Genomic DNA, 18,454 nt, shown 5'->3' on the forward strand with positions numbered 1-18,454 from the left:
GCGTCGAGGGCGACACCGATCCTCGGATCAAGTCCGAGGATGACGGCTCAGGAGGAACGGCATGACGACGGCGCGCAAGGATCTGTTCACGCGGGCGCTGGCAGCGGCGCCGGGGCGGCTGCATTTCGCGGCGCACAGCCATCACCTGTGGCCGGATGCCAGTTTCGACGGTCAGGTCGAGGCCTGGAATGACGGCGTGCGGCTGGCCGACAAGAAGTGGGACCGGGTGTTCGGCGAGGTCGTGCCCGAGTCGCAGGGCCATGTGGCCAGCGAGCTGTCGCTGCCCGACCCCGAGACGGTGGTTTTCGCCCTCAACACCCACGACTTCCTGATCCGGATCGTCTCGGGCATGCAGGGGCGGCCCGTCCGCATCCTGACAACCGGGGGCGAGTTTCATGCGTTCCGGCGGCAGGCCGAGCGCTGGGAGGAGTCCGGCCAGGCGGTGGTGACCCGGGTCTCGCCCGATCCGGTCGAAACGCTGGGCGAGCGCTATCTGGAGGCGGCCCGGTCGGACGACTTTGATCTGTTCGTCATCAGCCAGGTCTTCTTCCGCACCGGCCAGGTGTTCGACGGGCTGGAGGCGCTGGCCGACCTGTGCCGTCCGGAAGGCCCGTGGGGCATTGTCGACGGCTATCACGGCTTCATGGCCACCCCCACCGATCTGTCGGCGGTCGCGGACCGGCTGTTCTATGTCACCGGCGGCTATAAATACGTCATGGCGGGCGAGGGGGCAGGGATCCTGCACGCGCCGCCGGGCTATTGCGAGCGGCCGGAGATCACCGGCTGGTTCGCCGAGTTCGGCAATCTGATGGGCCCGCCCGAGGGCGTGCGCTATCGCGGCGATGCCGGGCGGTTCTGGGGCGCGACCTTCGATCCGACGCCGCTCTACCGCTTCAATGCAGTGCGCCGGATGCTGGCGGCCGAGGGACTGACCACGCCGGTCATGACCCGGCATGCGCTGGCCCGGCTGGCCCAGTTCCAGACCGCCATCGGCGAGGGACGTTGCGGCCTGCTGGGCTCGGCCGAACTGGTCAATCCCATCGCGGGGGCGCCCGGCAACGACCTGCCGACGCGGGCGCGGTTCCTGGCGATCCGCCACCCCGAGGCCCAGGCCTGGCGCGCGCGCCTGCTGGAAGCCGATATCGTCACGGACGTGCGCGACGACATCATCCGCTTCGGCTTTGGCCTGTACCAGGACGAGGACGACGTCGAGCAGCTGATCGCCGGCTGTGCCCGGGTTCTGGCCCGCTAATTTGGCCGCCTGACCCTAGTAGAAGGTGGTGTCGTCCTGACGCTGGGCCTTGGGGGCCGGCGGCGGCGTCGTGGGCCGTTTGGGCGCTGGCGGATTGGCGGACGGAGGCGGGGCGTCGTTGCCCGCCTCTGGTGTGGTCTCGCCCTCGGGGATCGCCGGCAGGTCGGGATAGTCGAGCGGCGGCATGCCTTCAGGCTGCGCCTCGGGATCGAGACCCAGTTCGACGGGGACGTCGGCATCGATACGGTCCGGCGCGCCCAGATCGTCGCGGATGAACACCCAGGAGCGCGGATCGGTACAGGCACAGGCCTTGAGGAAGCCCTGCTGGTCGCGCCACAGGATCAACGGATAGCGCGGCTGCAGGCCCGAGTTCCGCAGATAGCCGGTCAGGTCGGTGACGAATTTCTGCCCGGCGTCGACCACAGCGCTGCGAGCCAGATTGTCGTCGGCGGCGGGGATACCGGCGGCGGTCCAGCTGGCGGTCGGGGTGGCCGTCCAGCGCTCATAGAGAGACCAGTCGCGCGTCAGCCACAGCTCGGCGACCGTGGCGCGCTCGGCTGCGGTCGACTGCTGCATGCCCTCGCGGTCGGGGCGGGCGAACAGGATGATGCGCACTTCGGCCCCGGCGGCCTTGAGCTTGGGCACTTCCTCGCGCTCGTAGCGCTGCATGGCGGCACTGTCGCGATAGCCGACGATATAGACGGGCGAGCCGCCGCCCCCGGCCGATATCCAGCCGGCCTCGTCCAGCAGGGTCTGGATCGACTCCTGGTCGCGCGAGACGGTGACCGGCTGGAAACGGGCGTAATAGGTCCAGTAGGCCCAGTAGCCGCCACCGGCGATCAACAGGCCCACAAGGGCGGCCAGGGCGGACCAGACGAAGAAACGACGCATGCGGGGGAGCGCTCCGTGGACGTTAAGGCGAGTACCCTAGCACCGTTCTGTCGGCATTTCGAAGACGGTCAAGCGGTTTCGCCCGGCGTGAGGCACCGAGTCCACGCCCCGTCCGTCACCCCATCGTCGGGATGACGAAGGAGCTGTCGGCATGTTCGAGGTCCGAGTCGGGCCAGCGGGCGGTGACGGTCTTGACCTTGGTCCAGAACTTCACGCCTTCCATGCCGTGCTGGTTGGTGTCGCCGAAGGCCGAGCGCTTCCAGCCGCCGAAGGTGTGATAGGCGACCGGCACCGGAATGGGGACGTTGATGCCGACCATGCCGACATTGACCCGTGCGGCAAAGTCGCGGGCGGCGCGGCCGTTCTGGGTGAAGATGGCGACGCCGTTGCCGTACTGGTGCTTCGACGGCAGGGCGAGAGCCTCCTCGAAATTGGCGGCCCGGACGATCTGCAGCACCGGGCCAAAGATTTCTTCCTTGTAGGACTCCATCTCCGGCTTGACGTGGTCGAACAGCGACGGGCCGACGAAATAGCCATCCTCGTGCCCCTGCAGGGAGAAGCCGCGACCGTCGACGACCAGTTCGGCGCCATCCTTGACGCCCTGATCGATCCAGCCCTCGACGCGGGCCTTGTGGGCGCCGGTGACGACGGGGCCGTAGTGGGCACCGGCGTCGGTCGAGATGCCGACGCGCAGGCTTTCGATCTCGGCGACCATCCGCTCGCGCAGGATGTCGGCGGTCTTGTCGCCGACCGGCACGACGACCGGCAGGGCCATGCAGCGCTCGCCGGCCGAGCCGAAGGCCGCGCCGGACAGGTCCTTGACCACCTGGTCCATGTCGGCGTCCGGCAGGACAATGCCGTGGTTCTTGGCGCCGCCCATGGCCTGGACGCGCTTGCCATGGCGGGCGCCGGTTTCATAGACATAGTTGGCGATGTCGGAGGAGCCGACGAAGCTGATAGCGTGGACCTGGGGGTGGGTCAGGATAGCGTCGACGGCGGTCTTGTCGCCGTGCACCACGTTCAGCACCCCGGCCGGGGCGCCGGCTTCCATCATCAGTTCGGCCAGACGGACCGGCACGGACGGATCGCGCTCCGACGGCTTGAGGATGAAGGTGTTGCCGACCGCGATGGCGACGCCGAACATCCACATCGGGATCATGGCCGGGAAGTTGAACGGGGTGATGCCCGCGACCACGCCCAGCGGCTGGCGCATGGAATAGACGTCGATGCCGGGGCCGGCGCCCCAGGTGTATTCGCCCTTGACCGCATGGGGGATGCCGCAGGCGAATTCGATGACCTCGAGGCCGCGCTGAACGTCGCCCTTGGAGTCGGCGATGACCTTGCCGTGCTCGGCGCTGAGCATTTCGGCCAGCGAGTCCATATTGGCCTCGACCAGGCGCTTGAACTCGAACATCACCCGGGCGCGGCGCTGCGGATTGACGCTGGACCAGCCCTCGAAGGCGGCCTGGGCGGCCTGAACGGCGCGGTCCATTTCCGATTCGGTGGCCAGCTGCACCCGGGCCTGAACCTCGCCGGTGTTGGGATTGAAGACGTCGCCGAACCGACCGGAGGTTCCGGTGACGCTCTGGCCGTTGATGAAGTGGTGGATGTCGCGCATGGCGTCTCTCTCCTGGGGCGGGCGTTCTTGTGATTGCGGGCGGTTTACCGTGCGGAACCGGGTGAGGCCACCCCGTCCGCATCAAGCTGGTTCAACAGGGCGGCCCGCACGACATCGGGGTTCAGCATGGGCAGGAAATGGGTGGCGCCGGCCACGCGCTCACTGCGGACATGGGACAGACCGGGCGGCCGGTCCGGCACGTGACAGGTCGAGCGGGTCTGGGCCCTGAGGATGTGCACCGGTCCCCGGAACCGGGTCAGCGCCCCCCAGGGATTGTGCCCCTGGGCGGCATAGTTGGAGGCCTCCCACTCCGGACGACAGGACAGGGTCAGCCCCTCGCCGGAGGGCTTGAGGCCGGTTTCCAGCCAGCCGTCGAGCACCGCGTCCGGCCATCCGGCAAAGGCGCCCCGCCCCCGATAGGCCTTTCGCGCCGTCTCGCGATCCGGAAAATCGGCGCGCCGTTTCAGGGCGTTGCGGACCAGTGGGATGCGTTCTGCCATGCGGCCCACGCCGGGCAGATTGAAAGCAAGCGTGGTCAGCGGCAGCCAGATGACGGGATCAAGCAGCAGCAGGCTGCGGACCCGATCAGTCCGGTGGGCGGCGGCCAGCAGGCTGACGGTACCGCCCATGGAGTGGCCGGCCAGAACCGGACGTCCCTCGGCCTGGTCGAGCAGGGCGATCAGGTCACCGCGCAAATCCTGCCAGCCCCGTCGTCCGGCCGGATCGGCGGGCAGGTCGGTCAGACCGTGTCCGCGCTGGTCGACCAGCCATATCCTTCGGCCCCCGGCCAGGGGCGCCAGCAGGGGGCGGTAGGTCGAGGCGTTGAAGCCGTTGGCGTGCAGGAAGATCAGATCGACCGGTCCCTCGGCCCGTCCCAGCTCCAGCACGGACAGGGTCCCCTCCGTCCCGACGGGCAGGGAGAGGCGGCGTGCCGCCGGCGTCACGCGCGGCAGGCCGGGCAGCGGCCGTGGGCCTCAATGGTGGTGTGGTCGATGACATAGCCGGCCGCGGCGGCGGCGCGGTTAAGACTGACCGCCTGTTCGCCGGTCACCTCCTGGGTGGCCCCGCAACAGTCGCAGATGAGGAAGGCGGCGGCGTGCACTGGGTCGCCATCCGCCTCGGGCTCGGCACAGGCGACATAGGCACTGATGGAGGCGATACGGTGGGCGAGGCCCCGCCGCTCCAAGAACTCCAGCGCCCGATAGACAGTGGGCGGCTTGGCGGCCTGCCCGTCCTCGCCGAAACGGGCGATCAGATCATAGGCCTTCATCGGCTCGCCGGATTCGACCAGCAGTTCCAGTACGCGCCGCCTGGGGGCGGTCAGGCGCTCGCCGTCGGCCTGACAGCGGGCATCGGCCACGGCGATCCGCTGCTGCACCGAGGCCGCGTCGGGTGGGGCCGTGTCGTGATCGTGGTCGCAGGCGTGTCCCATGGTCTCCCACAGCTAGCGATGCGAGGGCCCGGTCGCAACCGGGCTTGACTGTTTGTGATGTTATCTCATAACACTTTGGCGTCCGAGTATCTGACGTCTTCCCCGAGGTATCCATGTCCATCCGTTCGTCCCGCCTGGCGGGCGCCGCCCGCGCGGCCCTGCTGACCGCCCTCATCCTGCCAGTGGCGACCCCGGTCCTCGCCCAGTCGGCTGGTCCGGACCCGGAGACCCCGGAGCGCGCAACCCGGCTGGACGACATCATCGTTACGGGCGCCCCGTTCGGGATCAGCGCCGAGGCCAGCCTGATCGCCGTCGATGTGCTGGACGAGGAGGCGTTGGTCACGGCGCCCTCGGGCACGCTGGGCGACGTGCTGAGCGGCCTGCCGGGAGTCCGATCGACAGCCTTCTCCCCGGGCGCCAGCCGGCCCGTAATCCGGGGTCTCGCCGGACCGCGGGTGCAGGTGCTGACCAATGGCATGGGCCTGATCGATGCCAGTTCGCTGTCGCCGGACCACCAGGTCGCCGCCGATCCCGGCGAAGCCGTGCGGATCGAGGTCCTCCGGGGACCCCAGACCCTGGCCTTCGGCGGGTCAGCCATCGGGGGTGTGGTCAATGTGATCGACGGCCGCATTCCGGAGGAGGCGCCTCTGGATGGCTTCGACGGGCGCGTGACGGCCCAGGCCTCCAGCGTCGACGACGGCCGCTCCATCGGGGCCGGCGTGACCATCGGGCAGGGCCCCTGGGTCGTGACGTTCGACGGCATGGATCACCGCAGCAGCGACTATGACATTCCGGTGCCCGCCGAGTCGCGTCGTCAGGTCGAGGACGAGGGCGAGGTCTATGAAGACACCGGCAGCACCACGGTCGAGAACAGTGCCTCGCACGTGCGCGCCTTCGGCACGGGCCTGAGCTACATCGGTGATCAGGGCTTTCTCGGGGTGTCCGTCAAGCGCACCGAGAGCGACTACGGCGTGCCCGGCCATGCACACGAGGATCATGGTGGCGGCGCGCCCCCTCCGGACGAGGAGGAAGAGGTCACCATCGGGCTGGAACAGACCCGCTATGACCTGCGCGGCGAATGGCGGTTTGCGGATGCCCCGGTCGACCGCGTGCGACTGTCGGTCGGCTATGCCGACTATACTCACACCGAGTTCGAGGGAGACGAAATCGGTACCGTATTCTCCTCCGAGGGCCTCGAGGGGCGGCTGGAAGTCGTCATGCCGCGTCGGGGAGGCTGGAACTCGGCCTATGGCCTGCAGGGGCTGAGCCGCGACTTTGATGCAGCCGGCGACGAGGCCTATGTGCCGCCGGTCGAGATCACCGAGCTGGGCGTCTACACCCTGCACCGCTACGACCGCGACAATTGGGGTCTGGACGGCGGTCTGCGGTTCGACACCCGTGACCTGGACAGTCCGATCGGCGGGCAACGGGACTTCTCCAATGTCTCAGCGTCGGCGGGCGCCTATTTCAAGCCGGTCGACTCGCTGTTCCTGGGCCTGTCGGTGGCGCGCAACGGCCGGGCGCCGACCGAATCCGAACTGTTCGCCAACGGCCCGCACGTCGCCACGCGCGGCTTCGAGGTCGGCGATGCTGATCTGGACTCCGAAACGGTGACCTCGATCGAGGCCACCGTGCATTGGGAACAGGGGCCCTGGACCGCCGACGTCCACCTGTTCCGCGCCGACTATGACGGCTTCATCGACCTTCGACCCACGGGCGCGGAAGAGGATGGCCTGCCGGTCTTCGCCTATGTCCAGACGGACGCCGAATTCCACGGGCTGGAGAGCAAGCTGGACTATCGGGCCTGGGAGTCGGGTGAGGACAGCCTGACCCTGGGGCTGGGTTATGACTATGTGCGGGGTGACACGGACCTCGGCCCGCCCGCCCGAATCCCGCCGTGGGCGCTGAACGCCCGCGCCGAACTGGACCTCGGCCCGTGGACCACACGCCTGACCGTGCGCAAGGTCGGCGATCAGGACCGCGTGACGGACTTCGAACTGCCCACCGACGGCTATACGACGGCCGATCTCTATCTCGGCTGGAGCCCGGACCGCGAGCAGGGCCTGACCCTCTATGTCGAGGGGCAGAATCTGACGGACGAGGAGGTGCGCGAGCACACCTCCTTCCTGAAGGATCTGACGCCGCTGCCGGGCCGCAACCTGCGCGCGGGCATGGCCTGGCGGTTCTGAATTCCCGTCCGGGGCGGGCCGGTTTGCCGCCCGCCCCGGCATGGGCTAGAAGGCGCGACCTTCCTTCACTTCATCAGTCCCCGAGCCTTCATGACCGACACGACCTCCATGCAAACCGGCGACATGTCCGGCCAACTCGCCGGCACCGTCCTGTTCTACGGCAAGCCCGAACCCCTTTCGGCCGAGGCCCACGGCAATCTGGGGATCAATCCGTCGGACAAGCCCTATGCGTTTGTCGCCCAGTCGAACATCGTGCCGCTGACGGTTACGGAGTTCGCTCCGGCGGCCCTGTCGTTCCCGGTGATCTTTGTCGGTGACAACCGCCAGCCGGTCGCGGTGCTGGGCCTGCGCCAGGGCGACAATCTGTTTGTCGAAGACGGCGTGTTCCGCTCGGACGCCTACATCCCGGCCTATGTGCGCCGCTATCCGTTCGTTTTCGCCAATGACGAGGCGCAAAAGCGCCTGATCATGTGCGTGGATCGTCAGGCGCCCTTCCTGGTCGAAGGCGGCAAGCAGCCGCTGTTCAAGGACGGCCAGCCCAGCGAGTTCACCCAGCAGGCCATGGAGTTCTGCAACAATTTCGAGCAGGAGCGCCTGCGCACCGAATCGTTCATCAAGCTGATCCAGGACCTGGACCTGCTGGACGTGCGCGAGGCCGTCTTCACCCCGCGCGGACCGCAGGGTGAGCCGGGCGAGCCGCAAAAGATCGCCGAATACTATGCCGTGTCGGAAGACAAGCTGAAGGCCCTGCCGGCCGACAAGCTGGTCGAACTGCGCGACAACGGTGCCCTGGGCCAGATCTACAGCCACCTGACGTCGCTGCTGGGCTGGGATCGTCTGATCGCCCTGACCTTCCAGCGCGCCGCCACCCAGCCGGCCGCTGCCAACGCCTGATTTTCAGGTCTGTTCTGATCGACGCCCGTCCCGCAGCGCGCGGGGCGGGCGTTTGTCTGTCCTGCGACGAAAATCCTGCCCGGGCTGACGCAGCGTCATCTCCGGAAGCCTGCTAGCTTTCGGCCAAATCAAACGAAGCGGGGAGCGCATGCGCGATCTGGAAGATTTTCGGGCCGAGGTCCGGGCCTGGCTTGAGACCCATTGTCCGCCCGAGGTCCGGGGACCGGCGGACAGCGAGGACGCCTCCATCTGGGGCGGTCGCAAGGCCGTCTTTGCCACGCCGGCGCACAAGGCGTGGATGGAGGCCATGGGGGCGAAGGGCTGGACCGCGCCCGAATGGCCGAGCGAATACGGCGGCGGTGGCCTGTCGCGCGAGGAAGCCAAGGTGCTGGCCTCCGAGCTGCGCCGCATCAACGCCCAGCCTGCGCTGCTGAGCTTCGGCATCTGGATGCTGGGCCCGGCCCTGCTGAAATTCGGCACCGAGGAACAGAAGAAGCGCTTCCTGCCCGAGATCGTCCGCGGGGAGATCCGCTGGTGTCAGGGCTATTCCGAGCCGGGCGCGGGTTCGGATCTGGCCGGGCTGCAGACGCGGGCCGTCGATCAGGGCGACCACTGGATCGTCAATGGCCAGAAGGTCTGGACCTCCTATGCCGACAAGGCCGACTGGATCTTCTGTCTGGTGCGCACGGATGCCGAGGCGCCCAAGCATCTGGGCATTTCCTTTGTGCTGTTCGACATGGAGACGCCCGGCGTCTCGACCCGGCCGATCACGCTGATTTCCGGCAAGTCACCCTTCTGCGAGACCTTCTTCGACGATGTGCGGGTCGAGAAGGCCAATCTGGTCGGCACGCTGAACCGCGGCTGGGATGTGGCCAAATATCTGCTGGCGCATGAGCGGACCATGATCGGCGCCATGGGCGAGATCGGCGGAGGCCGGCCGCTGGGCCAGGTCGCGACCGGATCGATCGGCACGGACGACGAGGGGCGGCTGGACGACACTGCGCTGCGCGCCCGTATCGCCGAGCTGGAGGTCGACGCCGCAGCGTTCCGCCTCGCGCTGGAGCGGACCGGCGACCAGATGAAGGCCGGACAGGCCCACCCGGCCATCGCCTCCATGCTGAAATACTATGGGTCGGAGCTGAACAAGCGCCGCCACGAATTGCTGATGGCGGCCGGCGGTATCGATGCCCTGGAGTGGGAGGGCGAGCGGTCGCATGAGGGCGCTGCAGCCCGCGACTGGCTGCGGACCAAGGCCAATTCCATTGAGGGCGGGACCAGCGAGATCCAGCTGAACATCATCGCCAAACACCTGCTCCAGCTGCCGGGAGCCTGAGCCATGCCCCTGATCCTGACCGAAGAACAGACCATGCTGAAGGAGGCCGCTGACGGGTTCCTGAATGAAAATGCCCCGCTGGCGCACCTGCGCAAGCTGCGCGACAGTCGCGATGCCGACGGTGTGTCGCGCGACCTGTGGCGGGCCTTCGGCGAAATGGGGCTGGCCGGAGTGATCATTCCGGAAGCGCATGGTGGTGCCGGACTTGGCGCCGTCGAGGCTGGGGTGGTGGCCGAGAGTCTGGGCCGCACCCTGACCCCTTCGCCCTTCATGGGATCGGCCGTGCTGTCGGCGCGGGTTCTGGTCGAGGGCGGGTCAGAGGCGCAACAGGCCGCCTGGCTGCCGAAGATTGCGGCGGGCGAGGCGATCGTCTCACTGGCCGTCGACGAAGGCGCCAAACATGCGCCGGGAAAGATCACGACGACGGCCGAGCGGTCGGGCAATGGCTTCCGGCTGAACGGATCCAAGGCCATGGTGCTGGACGGCCATGTGGCCGATGCCGTGATCGTCGTGGCCCTGACCGAGAACGGGCTGACCCTGTTCCTGGTCGATCCGAAGACGGCGGGGATGGAGGTCGAGCGGACGATGATGGTCGACGCCCACAATGCCGCGCGCATCACCCTGAGCGATGTCCAGGTCGATGCGGATGCGGTGATCGGCACGGTGGACGGCGGTGAAACCCTGCTGGACGGCGCGCTCAATCTGGGCCGGGCCTGTGCGGCCGCCAGCCTGACCGGGGCGGGGGATCAGGCCTTCCTGATCACGATGGAGTATCTGAAGACCCGCAAACAGTTCGGCCGGGCCATCGGCGAGTTCCAGGCCCTGCAGCACCGCGCGGCCCATCTGTTCAGCGAGATCGAGATCGCCCGGGCGGCGACGCTGGGCGCCCTGGAGAAACTGGACGCCGGCGATCCGGCCGCGACGCTGGCCGTAGCTGTCGCCAAGGCCAAGGCCGGGCGGGTCGCCGAGCTGGCGGTGCAGGAGTCGGTGCAGATGCACGGCGGCGTCGGCATGACCGATGAGTATGACGTCGGCCTGTTCATGAAGCGGGTGCGGGTGCTGAACGAACTGCTCGGCGATGCCGGTTTCCACCAGGATGCGGTGGCGCGCACGCAGGGGTTCTGATCCGATTGCCGCACGGGGTAGCGGGGTCGTCCCAGCGGGGCTAAATCTCCTGCACAGGGAGACACGCACCATGACGCGATCCAACGCGCCCGCCTACATGCCCGGCTTTGGCAACCACTTCTCGACCGAGGCGGTGGCCGGTGCCCTGCCGGTCGGTCGGAATTCGCCGCAGAAGACGCCGCTGGGCCTGTATGCCGAGCAGCTGTCGGGTACGGCCTTTACCGCCCCGCGCACCGAGAACCGCCGCAGCTGGCTGTATCGCCTGCGGCCGTCGGCCCAGCATCCGGCCTATCAACCGATGGATGGGGGACTGGTCCGGTCCGGACCGTTCGACGAGGTGCCGCCCAACCCCAATCGCATGCGCTGGAACCCCCTGCCGGTGCCGGAGGCGCCGACCGACTGGGTCGAGGGGCTGGTCACATTCGCCGGCAACGGCGACGCCGATGCCGACGCCGGTGTGGGCATACACCTGTATGCCGCCAACCGGTCGATGACCGACCGGGTCTTCTACTCCGCTGATGGCGAGCTGCTGATCGTGCCGCAGCAGGGCGCACACCGGTTTGTGACCGAGTTCGGGGTGCTAGAAGCCCAGCCGGGTCACATCGTGCTGATCCCGCGTGGGGTGCGGTTCCGGGTCGAGGTGGACGGTCCGTCACGGGGCTATGTCTGCGAGAACTATGGCGCGGCCTTCCGCATTCCGGATCTGGGCCCGATCGGCGCCAATGGTCTGGCCAATCCGCGCGACTTCGAGGCGCCGGTGGCGGCCTTCGAGGACGTCGACCGGCCGACTGAGTGCATCCAGAAATATGGCGGCGAGCTGTGGACCACGACCTTCGGCCATAGCCCGCTGGATGTGGTGGCCTGGCACGGCAACTATGCGCCCTGCCGCTATGACACCGCCCGGTTCAACACGATCAATACCGTCAGCTATGACCATCCGGACCCGTCGATCTTTACGGTGCTCACCAGTCCGTCGGACACGGCGGGTGTGGCCAACTGCGACTTTGTCATCTTCCCGCCGCGCTGGATGGTGGCTGAGGACACCTTCCGGCCGCCGTGGTTCCATCGGAATGTGATGAGCGAGTTCATGGGGCTGGTGACGGGAGCCTATGACGCCAAGGCCGACGGCTTTGCGCCGGGCGGGGCGTCGCTGCACAACCGGATGAGTGGCCACGGCCCGGACCAGGCCACCTACGACGCCGCGATCAGGGCCGAGCTGAAGCCCCACAAGATCGAGGGCACCCTGGCCTTCATGTTCGAGACCCGCGCCCCCATCAGGGTCACGAAATGGGCTCAAACCACGCCTTTGATGCAGCTCGACTATGATGACTGCTGGTCCGGCTTCGCCAAGGGCCGGGTCTGACACCAAGGGAGAGTGAGCATGATCCGCGTGGCTTCGATGATGGGAGCGCTGGTGCTGGGAATGGGGCTGTCGTCCTGTTTCGGAGGCGGGGTCACCCCTGAACAGCGGGCGGAGGCCGACTGTTCAGCGCAGGGCGGCAAGATGCAGCGGGTCGGGCGGATGCAGAGCCTGCAATGCGTGATCCAGTATTCCGACGCGGGCCAGACCTGCACCGATGCCGCCCAGTGTCAGGGCGAGTGCCGCGTGCCTGGCAGCGTGATCGTCGAGGACGGTCGCGCCGTCGAGGGCCAGTGCACGGCCGATTCCAACCGCTTTGGCTGCTATACCCGGGTCGAGAACGGGCGAGCGACGGCGGCCATCTGCGTCGACTGATCACGCCGCACTTTCGCACATAAGAAAACCGGCCGGAGATCGCTCTCCGGCCGGTTCCTTATTGGGATCCACGAGGGACCGTCGGGGGCCTCCGAAGAGGCCCCGTCAGATCAATAGCGGACGCGCAGGGTCAGACCATAGGTACGCGGCGCACCCAGGAAGGCATCGATCGTCTGGGTGTCCAGGGCGGGGTTGTAGAAAGTCCCGTTGGGCTGGACGGTCGACTGGAACGCAGAGCCTTGCAGCGGAGCGTTATAGGCCACCTGGATGTATTCCTCGTCGGTCAGGTTCTGGGCCCAGATGTCCAGCATCCAGCGCTCGTCTTCCGTGCCGATCGAGATACGGCCGTTCACCATGGTGAAGGCGTCCTGGCTCTTGGTCGGCAGCAGATCCGAACCGGTGTTGTACTCGCTCATATATTTGGCCGACAGGGCGAAGCCGCCGCGCAGACCGTTGCCGAGGCTGCGGTCAAAGTTCAGCGAGGCCGAACCGGACCATTCCGGAGCGAACGAGGCCGTGGCACCCGGCAGCAGGGACAGCTGCGGGAAGTTCGCCGGGTTGGCCAGGTCTGCGGCGACGAAGTTGCCATATTCGGCCTCGGTGTAGGTCACGCCGCCCGACAGGCTGAGGCCGTCAATCGGGGTGAACCACAGGAAGTCGGCATCGACGCCGCGCGAGGTCAGCTCGGGGATCGACTCCACCACGAAGGCGGTGCCGAGGAAGGTGTTGAGCTGGAAGTCCTCGAACGTCTGGTCGAAGTAGGTGGCGTTCAGCAGCAGCGAGCGGTTCAGCAGGGTCATCTTGACGCCGGCTTCATAGCTGTCGACCACTTCCGATGGGAACAGCAGGCTGGCCGTCGGGGTGATGCCCGACTGCACGCGGTCCAGGTTGTAGCCGAAGCTCTTGTAGCCGCGGGCGTACGACACATAGGTCATGACCGAGTCGTTCAGGCGGTAGGAGGCCTTGATCGTGCCGCTCAGCTCGCTGTCGTCGAAGGATTCCGACACCGACCGGTTGTTGAACGCCGAGTTCGACCAGGGCAGGCAGAAGTTGCCAAGGATGGCCGGCGCGCTGGCGCCGAGCAAGCCGCCGATGGCCGCGGCGTTGGCGAGCGCTGCGTTACAGGTGTTGCCGTTGCCGTTGACGTTCATCTGCTGACCGACGACGGACTTTTCGTCCATCGTGTAGCGCAGGCCCAAGGTGATATCGAACTGGTCGGTGACGCGGAAGGTGTTGTTGGTGAACAGGGCGATCGAGGTCGATTCCTGCTCGTAGGTGTCTGCATAACCCGCGCCAAGCGTAAAGCCGATGCCGCCGCCGTTAGCCGCGCCGCCGGTGGTCAGGCAGTTGTTCAGGCCGGGGACCGTCTGGCCGACACGAGTGAAGCAGCCAATGCTTCCGGGGCTGATAGCCCAGGCGGGGTTGGCGCCGTTCAGGCGGGCGGTGAGCAGGAAGGACAGGAAGGGCGTGTAGTCGGCGCCATAGTTCCAGGCGTCGTTCCGCGAAATGTCTTCCTGGGTGGCGAAGAAGCCAACCAGCCAGTCGAGCCGGTCGGTCGCGCCGGCGAGGCGGAATTCCTGGGTCAGGTTCTCGACGCCATAGCCGTATTCGCCGTTGTCGAAGCGATAGGCGATGTCGGCGCCAGTGTAGTCGATGTCCTGGCCCTGGTCGCCGGTCCAGTTCCGCCACGACGTCAGCGACGTCAGGGTGGCGTTCATCGACGGCATGTCGAAATTGGCTTCCAGCGATACGCCGCGATCCTCGATGCGCTGGCCGGTGCCACGGTTGGAATAGGCGAGGCGCGAGAACGGCACGGGACCAAAGCCGGTCGCCGGCGGGGCCTGCCCCGTGCCGGTCGAGAGGCCGTCCACGAACGGGAAGGTCGGGCCGACGCGGGTCTGCACGCCGACACAGCAGTATTCATCCCGCTTGGTGTAGTCGGCGATGAAGCGGAACGAGGCCGTGTCGCTGGGCAGCCACAGCAGCTGGCCCCGGACGGTCCAGTAGTTCTTGTTGGCGTCGTCGGTCTGGGTGCGCGGGCCGTCGCCGGTGTCGACGTCATAGAGGCCGTCGCGCTCGCTGATGCCGGCGTACAGACGCATGGCCAGGGTTTCGCTGAGCGGGCCGGTGACCGAACCGTTGAGCGCGCGGGCGCCGTAGTTGCCGACGGTCACTTCGGCATTGTAGCCTGGGGTGAACGAGGGCTGCTCGGTGATGATGTTGATGACGCCGGCCGAGGTGTTCTTGCCGAACAGCGTGCCTTGCGGGCCCTTCAGCACTTCGATCCGCTGCAGTTCGCCCAGATCGCCGAAGCCGACCGAGTTCCGCGAGCGATAGACGCCGTCGATCACGACGCCGACCGAGCTCTCGAGGCCGGGGTTGTCACCGACCGTGCCGACGCCGCGGATACGGGCGGTGGTCGAGGTTTCCGACGACGTCGAGGTGACCGTCATGCCGGGGGTCAGGATCTGCAGATCCTTGATGTCGCTGACGCCCGCGTCCTGCAGGGTTTCCTGCGAGAGGGTCGTGACCACGATCGGCACGTCCTGCAGGTTCTGCTCGCGCTTCTGGGCCGTTACGATGATGTCGTCGACCGAGGTTTCCTGGGCCGAGGCGATTCCGGCAAAGCCGAAGGTCACGGCACCGACAACAGCGGCGGACGCGGTGGTACGAAGAAGGGTAGTGAGACGCATGATGGCTCCCGGCTTGATGCCCGACAGCGCTGTTTGGCCGCCGAGCCGTTTCCTGATCCCGTGGACCTGCCCTTCTGTCGGGGCGTGGATCCTCCAGCACTTGGCGTAATCCAAGCACGGGCCAGTCACAAGCAGCGGGCCCCGTCAGGGCCTGAATTCAGGCCTGTGGTGGACTGAACTGTGACGCAAAAGCGACAGAAAGGGATGACGTTGCGTCAATATTCGTCCAATCGTTGACAGTATCCGGTGCGGCGCGGGGCAAAATCCTGCGCCCCGGCCCGGATCGCCCCTCAGTGGCGGGCACCCCGAGTGCGGCGCAGATGCGTCCCGAGTGCGACATTTTTTTGCAGCGGGGGAGAAATTCGGACGGGCAGCCTCTACAAGGACGGCCCGCGCCCCGCCTGACCCCCGCTTCCGAGGCCGATCCTTGCTGTTTCTGCTCGCCCTTCTGCCCCTGTTGGGGGCCCTGGCACCCGCCCTGGCCATCCGGTTCGGCCGGAATGCCTGCGCCCTTGCCGCCGGGGCGGTCACCCTGTCCGCCCTGATCGTATTGGGCAGCATGGTTCCCGGCGTCATGAGGAGTGAGGTGTTCACGGCGAGCGTTCCGTGGATTCCCGCCCTCGGCCTGAACGCCAGCCTGTTCCTCGATCCGCTGGGGCTGATGTTCGCGGGCATGATCCTCGGCATCGGCCTGCTGATCATCATCTATGCGCGCTTCTACCTGGCGGCGGCCGACCCCATGGGCCGGTTCTTCACCTATCTGCTGCTGTTCCAGGGGGCGATGCTGGGCATTGTCCTGTCGGACAATGTGCTGCTGCTGCTGATCTTCTGGGAACTGACCAGCCTGTCGTCCTTCCTGTTGATCGGCTTCTGGCGGCACTCGCCCGAGGCTCGTCAGGGCGCGCGGATGGCCCTGTTCGTCACCGGGGGTGGCGGTCTGGCCCTGATCGGCGGCCTGCTGATCCTTGGCAGTATTGCCGGTTCCTACGACCTGACCGTGATCCTGCAGCAAAAGGATGTGATCCAGGCCTCGCCGCTGTATCTGCCGGCCCTGCTGCTGATCCTCGGGGGTTGTTTCACCAAGTCGGCGCAATTCCCGTTCCATTTCTGGCTGCCGCACGCCATGGCAGCACCGACGCCGGTCAGCGCCTATCTGCATTCGGCGACCATGGTGAAGGCCGGGGTCTTCATGCTGGCGCGGCTGTGGCCGGTGCTGGCCGGGACCGACGCCTGGTTCCTGATCGTGGCGACCACGGGTCTGGTGACCATGGTGTTTGCCGCCTGCGTGGCCCTGTTCAAGGACGATCTGAAGGGGCTGCTGGCCTATTCGACCATCAGCCACCTGGGCTTTCTGACCATGCTGTTCGGGATCGGCACGCCCATGGCGGCGCTGGTCGGGGTGTTCCACATCATCAATCACGCGACCTTCAAGGCTGCGCTGTTCCTGAACGCCGGCATCGTCGACCACGAGGCCGGGACGCGCGACATCAAGCGGCTGGGCGGGCTGTTTGGCCTGATGCCGATCGCCGGGACGCTGGCGTTGGTTGCTGGCCTGTCGATGGCGGGGGTGCCGCCGCTGAACGGCTTCATCTCCAAGGAAATGATGCTGTACGAGGCCGCCGATACCGTCTGGCTGGGTCAGGCCTGGGTGTTTCCGGTGCTGGCGACGCTGGGGGCGACCCTCTCGGTGGCCTATTCGCTGCGCTACATCGTGCATGTCTATTTTGGAAAGCGGCGCGACGATTATCCGAAGTCGCCGCATGACCCGGGCATCGGCCTGTGGGGTCCGCCCGCCGTGCTGGTGGCGCTGGTCGTCGCCATCGGTCTGGCCCCGGCCCTCGTTGCCGGGCCGCTGGTCAATCTGGTGGCGGGTGCGGTGACCAATGGTGCGGCCGAGCCGGAGCATCTGGCCCTGTGGCATGGCGTGACCCCGGCGCTGTTCATGAGCGCCATCGCGATCGCGCTCGGGGCCGCCCTGCTGATGGGGCACCGGCGGCTGGACCGCCTGTGGCAGGGCGCGGGGCTGCCCGAGGCCAAGGCCATGTTTGACGCCGGAGTCCTCGGTGCCGTGAAACTGGCCCGAAAGGGCACGGACCTGCTCCAGAACGGATCGCTGCAGCGGGGCACGGTCGCCCTGATCGGCACCGCCGTGGTGGTGGGTTTCGCCGGGTTCCTTTCGGCCGGCTACATCGGGGGCGATCGGCCCGGGGTCGAGGCTTCGCCCGCTGCTGTTGTCGGATGGATCGCCTTGATCGCAGCCACGGCCATGGTCGTCCTGACCCACAAGGCGCGCTACATCTCGCTGATCTACATCGGCATCGTCGGGCTGATCATTTCGCTGGCCTTTGTCCATCTGTCGGCGCCGGATCTGGCCCTGACGCAGATCTCGGTCGAGGTGGTGACCATCCTGCTGATGCTACTGGCGCTGAACCTGTTGCCGAAACAGACGCCGGTCGAAAGCCGACCGTGGCGCAAGATCCGCGACGGCGGGGTCGCGGTGGCCGCGGGTCTCGGCGTCGGCGGGGCCGCCTGGGCCATCATGACCCGGCCGCTGGACAGCATCTCGGGCTATTTCTGGGAGAATGCCAAATCAGAAGGCGGGGGGACCAATGTGGTCAACGTCATTCTGGTCGACTTCCGCGGGTTTGACACCTTCGGCGAGATCATCGTGCTGGGCATCGCCGCGCTGGGCATCTTCGCCCTGCTGGAGCGGGTCGAGACCGGGGCCAGTGGCAGGCGCCTGGCGGCATGGAAGCCCGACACCGTGCGCTCGCCCGAACACCACCCGATGATGCTGGTGGTGGCCACCCGGCTGGTGTTGCCGCTGGCGGTGATGGTGGCGCTCTACATCTTCCTGCGCGGGCACAATCAGCCCGGCGGGGGCTTCATCGCCGGCCTGGTCGTCGCGGTGGCCATACTGATGCAGTACATGGCTTCGGGCTTTGCCTTTGCCGACCAGAGGCTGCATGCCGACCACCACTCGATGATCGGGGCAGGGGTGCTGGTCGCAGCCCTGACCGGTCTGGGGTCGCTGGCGTTCGGCGCGCCCTTCCTGACCAGCGCCTTTGACTATTTCAGCCTGCCCCTGATCGGCGAGTTTGAACTGGCCACCGCCATATTGTTCGACATCGGGGTGGCGCTGACGGTGATCGGCGCGGTCATGCTGGCGCTGGCCCAGCTGTCGCAGGTCGCCGAGCGCGCCGAGAAGGAGCCGCAGCCCGAGACCGAGACCGCCATGGACATCAACCCCGGCCGCGATGATGCGGCCGCTGCGACGGAGGTTGACCAATGA

Annotated in this window: 13 protein-coding genes; 8 read left to right on the top strand and 5 right to left on the bottom strand. The window is 67.2% G+C overall.

Translation table 11 applies throughout. The features are described 5' to 3' along the window. Positions 1-61 precede the first annotated feature (61 nt). Entirely contained in the window at positions 62-1,252 is a 1,191-nt protein-coding gene (locus B4K74_RS12600; RefSeq protein WP_286693231.1) for an aminotransferase class V-fold PLP-dependent enzyme, read from the top strand. A gap of 15 nt (positions 1,253-1,267) precedes the next feature. Here B4K74_RS12600 and B4K74_RS12605 read toward each other — a convergent pair whose 3' ends face one another. The 4 genes from B4K74_RS12605 to B4K74_RS12620 all read right to left on the bottom strand — a co-directional run bounded on the left by B4K74_RS12605 (position 1,268) and on the right by B4K74_RS12620 (position 5,193). Further along, positions 1,268-2,143, bottom strand: coding sequence for a hypothetical protein (locus tag B4K74_RS12605; protein ID WP_286693232.1), 876 nt, complete (start codon positions 2,141-2,143; stop codon positions 1,268-1,270). A gap of 115 nt (positions 2,144-2,258) precedes the next feature. Further along, positions 2,259-3,761, bottom strand: coding sequence for a CoA-acylating methylmalonate-semialdehyde dehydrogenase (locus tag B4K74_RS12610; protein WP_286693233.1), 1,503 nt, complete (start codon positions 3,759-3,761; stop codon positions 2,259-2,261). A gap of 44 nt (positions 3,762-3,805) precedes the next feature. Continuing rightward, positions 3,806-4,648, bottom strand: coding sequence for an alpha/beta fold hydrolase (locus tag B4K74_RS12615; protein WP_286693234.1), 843 nt, complete (start codon positions 4,646-4,648; stop codon positions 3,806-3,808). A 53-nt stretch (positions 4,649-4,701) separates the two neighbouring features. Continuing rightward, positions 4,702-5,193: a Fur family transcriptional regulator gene (locus B4K74_RS12620; RefSeq protein WP_286693235.1), complete on the bottom strand. Its 492-nt coding sequence runs from the start codon at positions 5,191-5,193 to the stop codon at positions 4,702-4,704. Between the two features lie 113 nt (positions 5,194-5,306). On the opposite strand from B4K74_RS12620, the gene B4K74_RS12625 reads away from it, so the two are divergent. The 6 genes from B4K74_RS12625 to B4K74_RS12650 all read left to right on the top strand — a co-directional run bounded on the left by B4K74_RS12625 (position 5,307) and on the right by B4K74_RS12650 (position 12,469). Then, complete coding sequence (locus B4K74_RS12625) at positions 5,307-7,382, top strand: TonB-dependent receptor (protein ID WP_286693236.1); 2,076 nt, start codon at positions 5,307-5,309, stop codon at positions 7,380-7,382. A 90-nt stretch (positions 7,383-7,472) separates the two neighbouring features. Further along, positions 7,473-8,276: a SapC family protein gene (locus tag B4K74_RS12630; RefSeq protein ID WP_286693237.1), complete on the top strand. Its 804-nt coding sequence runs from the start codon at positions 7,473-7,475 to the stop codon at positions 8,274-8,276. A 148-nt stretch (positions 8,277-8,424) separates the two neighbouring features. After that, positions 8,425-9,609: an acyl-CoA dehydrogenase family protein gene (locus B4K74_RS12635; protein WP_286693238.1), complete on the top strand. Its 1,185-nt coding sequence runs from the start codon at positions 8,425-8,427 to the stop codon at positions 9,607-9,609. A gap of 3 nt (positions 9,610-9,612) precedes the next feature. Continuing rightward, positions 9,613-10,734 carry an acyl-CoA dehydrogenase family protein gene (locus tag B4K74_RS12640; protein ID WP_286693239.1) on the top strand — a complete coding sequence of 374 codons (1,122 nt, stop codon included), beginning with the start codon at positions 9,613-9,615 and terminating at the stop codon, positions 10,732-10,734. 70 nt (positions 10,735-10,804) lie between these two features. After that, positions 10,805-12,097, top strand: coding sequence for a homogentisate 1,2-dioxygenase (gene hmgA / locus B4K74_RS12645; protein ID WP_286693240.1), 1,293 nt, complete (start codon positions 10,805-10,807; stop codon positions 12,095-12,097). Positions 12,098-12,115: 18 nt separating this feature from the next. Further along, the gene (locus B4K74_RS12650) at positions 12,116-12,469 is read left to right on the top strand and encodes a hypothetical protein (RefSeq protein WP_286693241.1); all 354 of its coding nucleotides are present in this window, start codon (positions 12,116-12,118) and stop codon (positions 12,467-12,469) included. Between the two features lie 110 nt (positions 12,470-12,579). Here B4K74_RS12650 and B4K74_RS12655 read toward each other — a convergent pair whose 3' ends face one another. Continuing rightward, complete coding sequence (locus B4K74_RS12655) at positions 12,580-15,162, bottom strand: TonB-dependent receptor (RefSeq protein WP_286693242.1); 2,583 nt, start codon at positions 15,160-15,162, stop codon at positions 12,580-12,582. Positions 15,163-15,589: 427 nt separating this feature from the next. On the opposite strand from B4K74_RS12655, the gene B4K74_RS12660 reads away from it, so the two are divergent. Continuing rightward, entirely contained in the window at positions 15,590-18,454 is a 2,865-nt protein-coding gene (locus B4K74_RS12660; protein WP_286693243.1) for a monovalent cation/H+ antiporter subunit A, read from the top strand.

The sequence above is a fragment of the Brevundimonas sp. UBA2503 genome, from assembly GCF_002341485.1.
Lineage (GTDB): Bacteria > Pseudomonadota > Alphaproteobacteria > Caulobacterales > Caulobacteraceae > Brevundimonas > Brevundimonas halotolerans.

Coding starts and splice junctions, on each gene's coding strand:
- B4K74_RS12605 (WP_286693232.1), bottom strand. CDS start 2,143: ATGCGTCGTTTCTTCGTCTGGTCCGCCCTGGCCGCCCTTGTGGGCCTG.
- B4K74_RS12635 (WP_286693238.1), top strand. CDS start 8,425: ATGCGCGATCTGGAAGATTTTCGGGCCGAGGTCCGGGCCTGGCTTGAG.
- B4K74_RS12620 (WP_286693235.1), bottom strand. CDS start 5,193: ATGGGACACGCCTGCGACCACGATCACGACACGGCCCCACCCGACGCG.
- B4K74_RS12655 (WP_286693242.1), bottom strand. CDS start 15,162: ATGCGTCTCACTACCCTTCTTCGTACCACCGCGTCCGCCGCTGTTGTC.
- B4K74_RS12625 (WP_286693236.1), top strand. CDS start 5,307: ATGTCCATCCGTTCGTCCCGCCTGGCGGGCGCCGCCCGCGCGGCCCTG.
- B4K74_RS12610 (WP_286693233.1), bottom strand. CDS start 3,761: ATGCGCGACATCCACCACTTCATCAACGGCCAGAGCGTCACCGGAACC.
- B4K74_RS12630 (WP_286693237.1), top strand. CDS start 7,473: ATGACCGACACGACCTCCATGCAAACCGGCGACATGTCCGGCCAACTC.
- B4K74_RS12600 (WP_286693231.1), top strand. CDS start 62: ATGACGACGGCGCGCAAGGATCTGTTCACGCGGGCGCTGGCAGCGGCG.
- B4K74_RS12640 (WP_286693239.1), top strand. CDS start 9,613: ATGCCCCTGATCCTGACCGAAGAACAGACCATGCTGAAGGAGGCCGCT.
- B4K74_RS12650 (WP_286693241.1), top strand. CDS start 12,116: ATGATCCGCGTGGCTTCGATGATGGGAGCGCTGGTGCTGGGAATGGGG.
- hmgA (WP_286693240.1), top strand. CDS start 10,805: ATGACGCGATCCAACGCGCCCGCCTACATGCCCGGCTTTGGCAACCAC.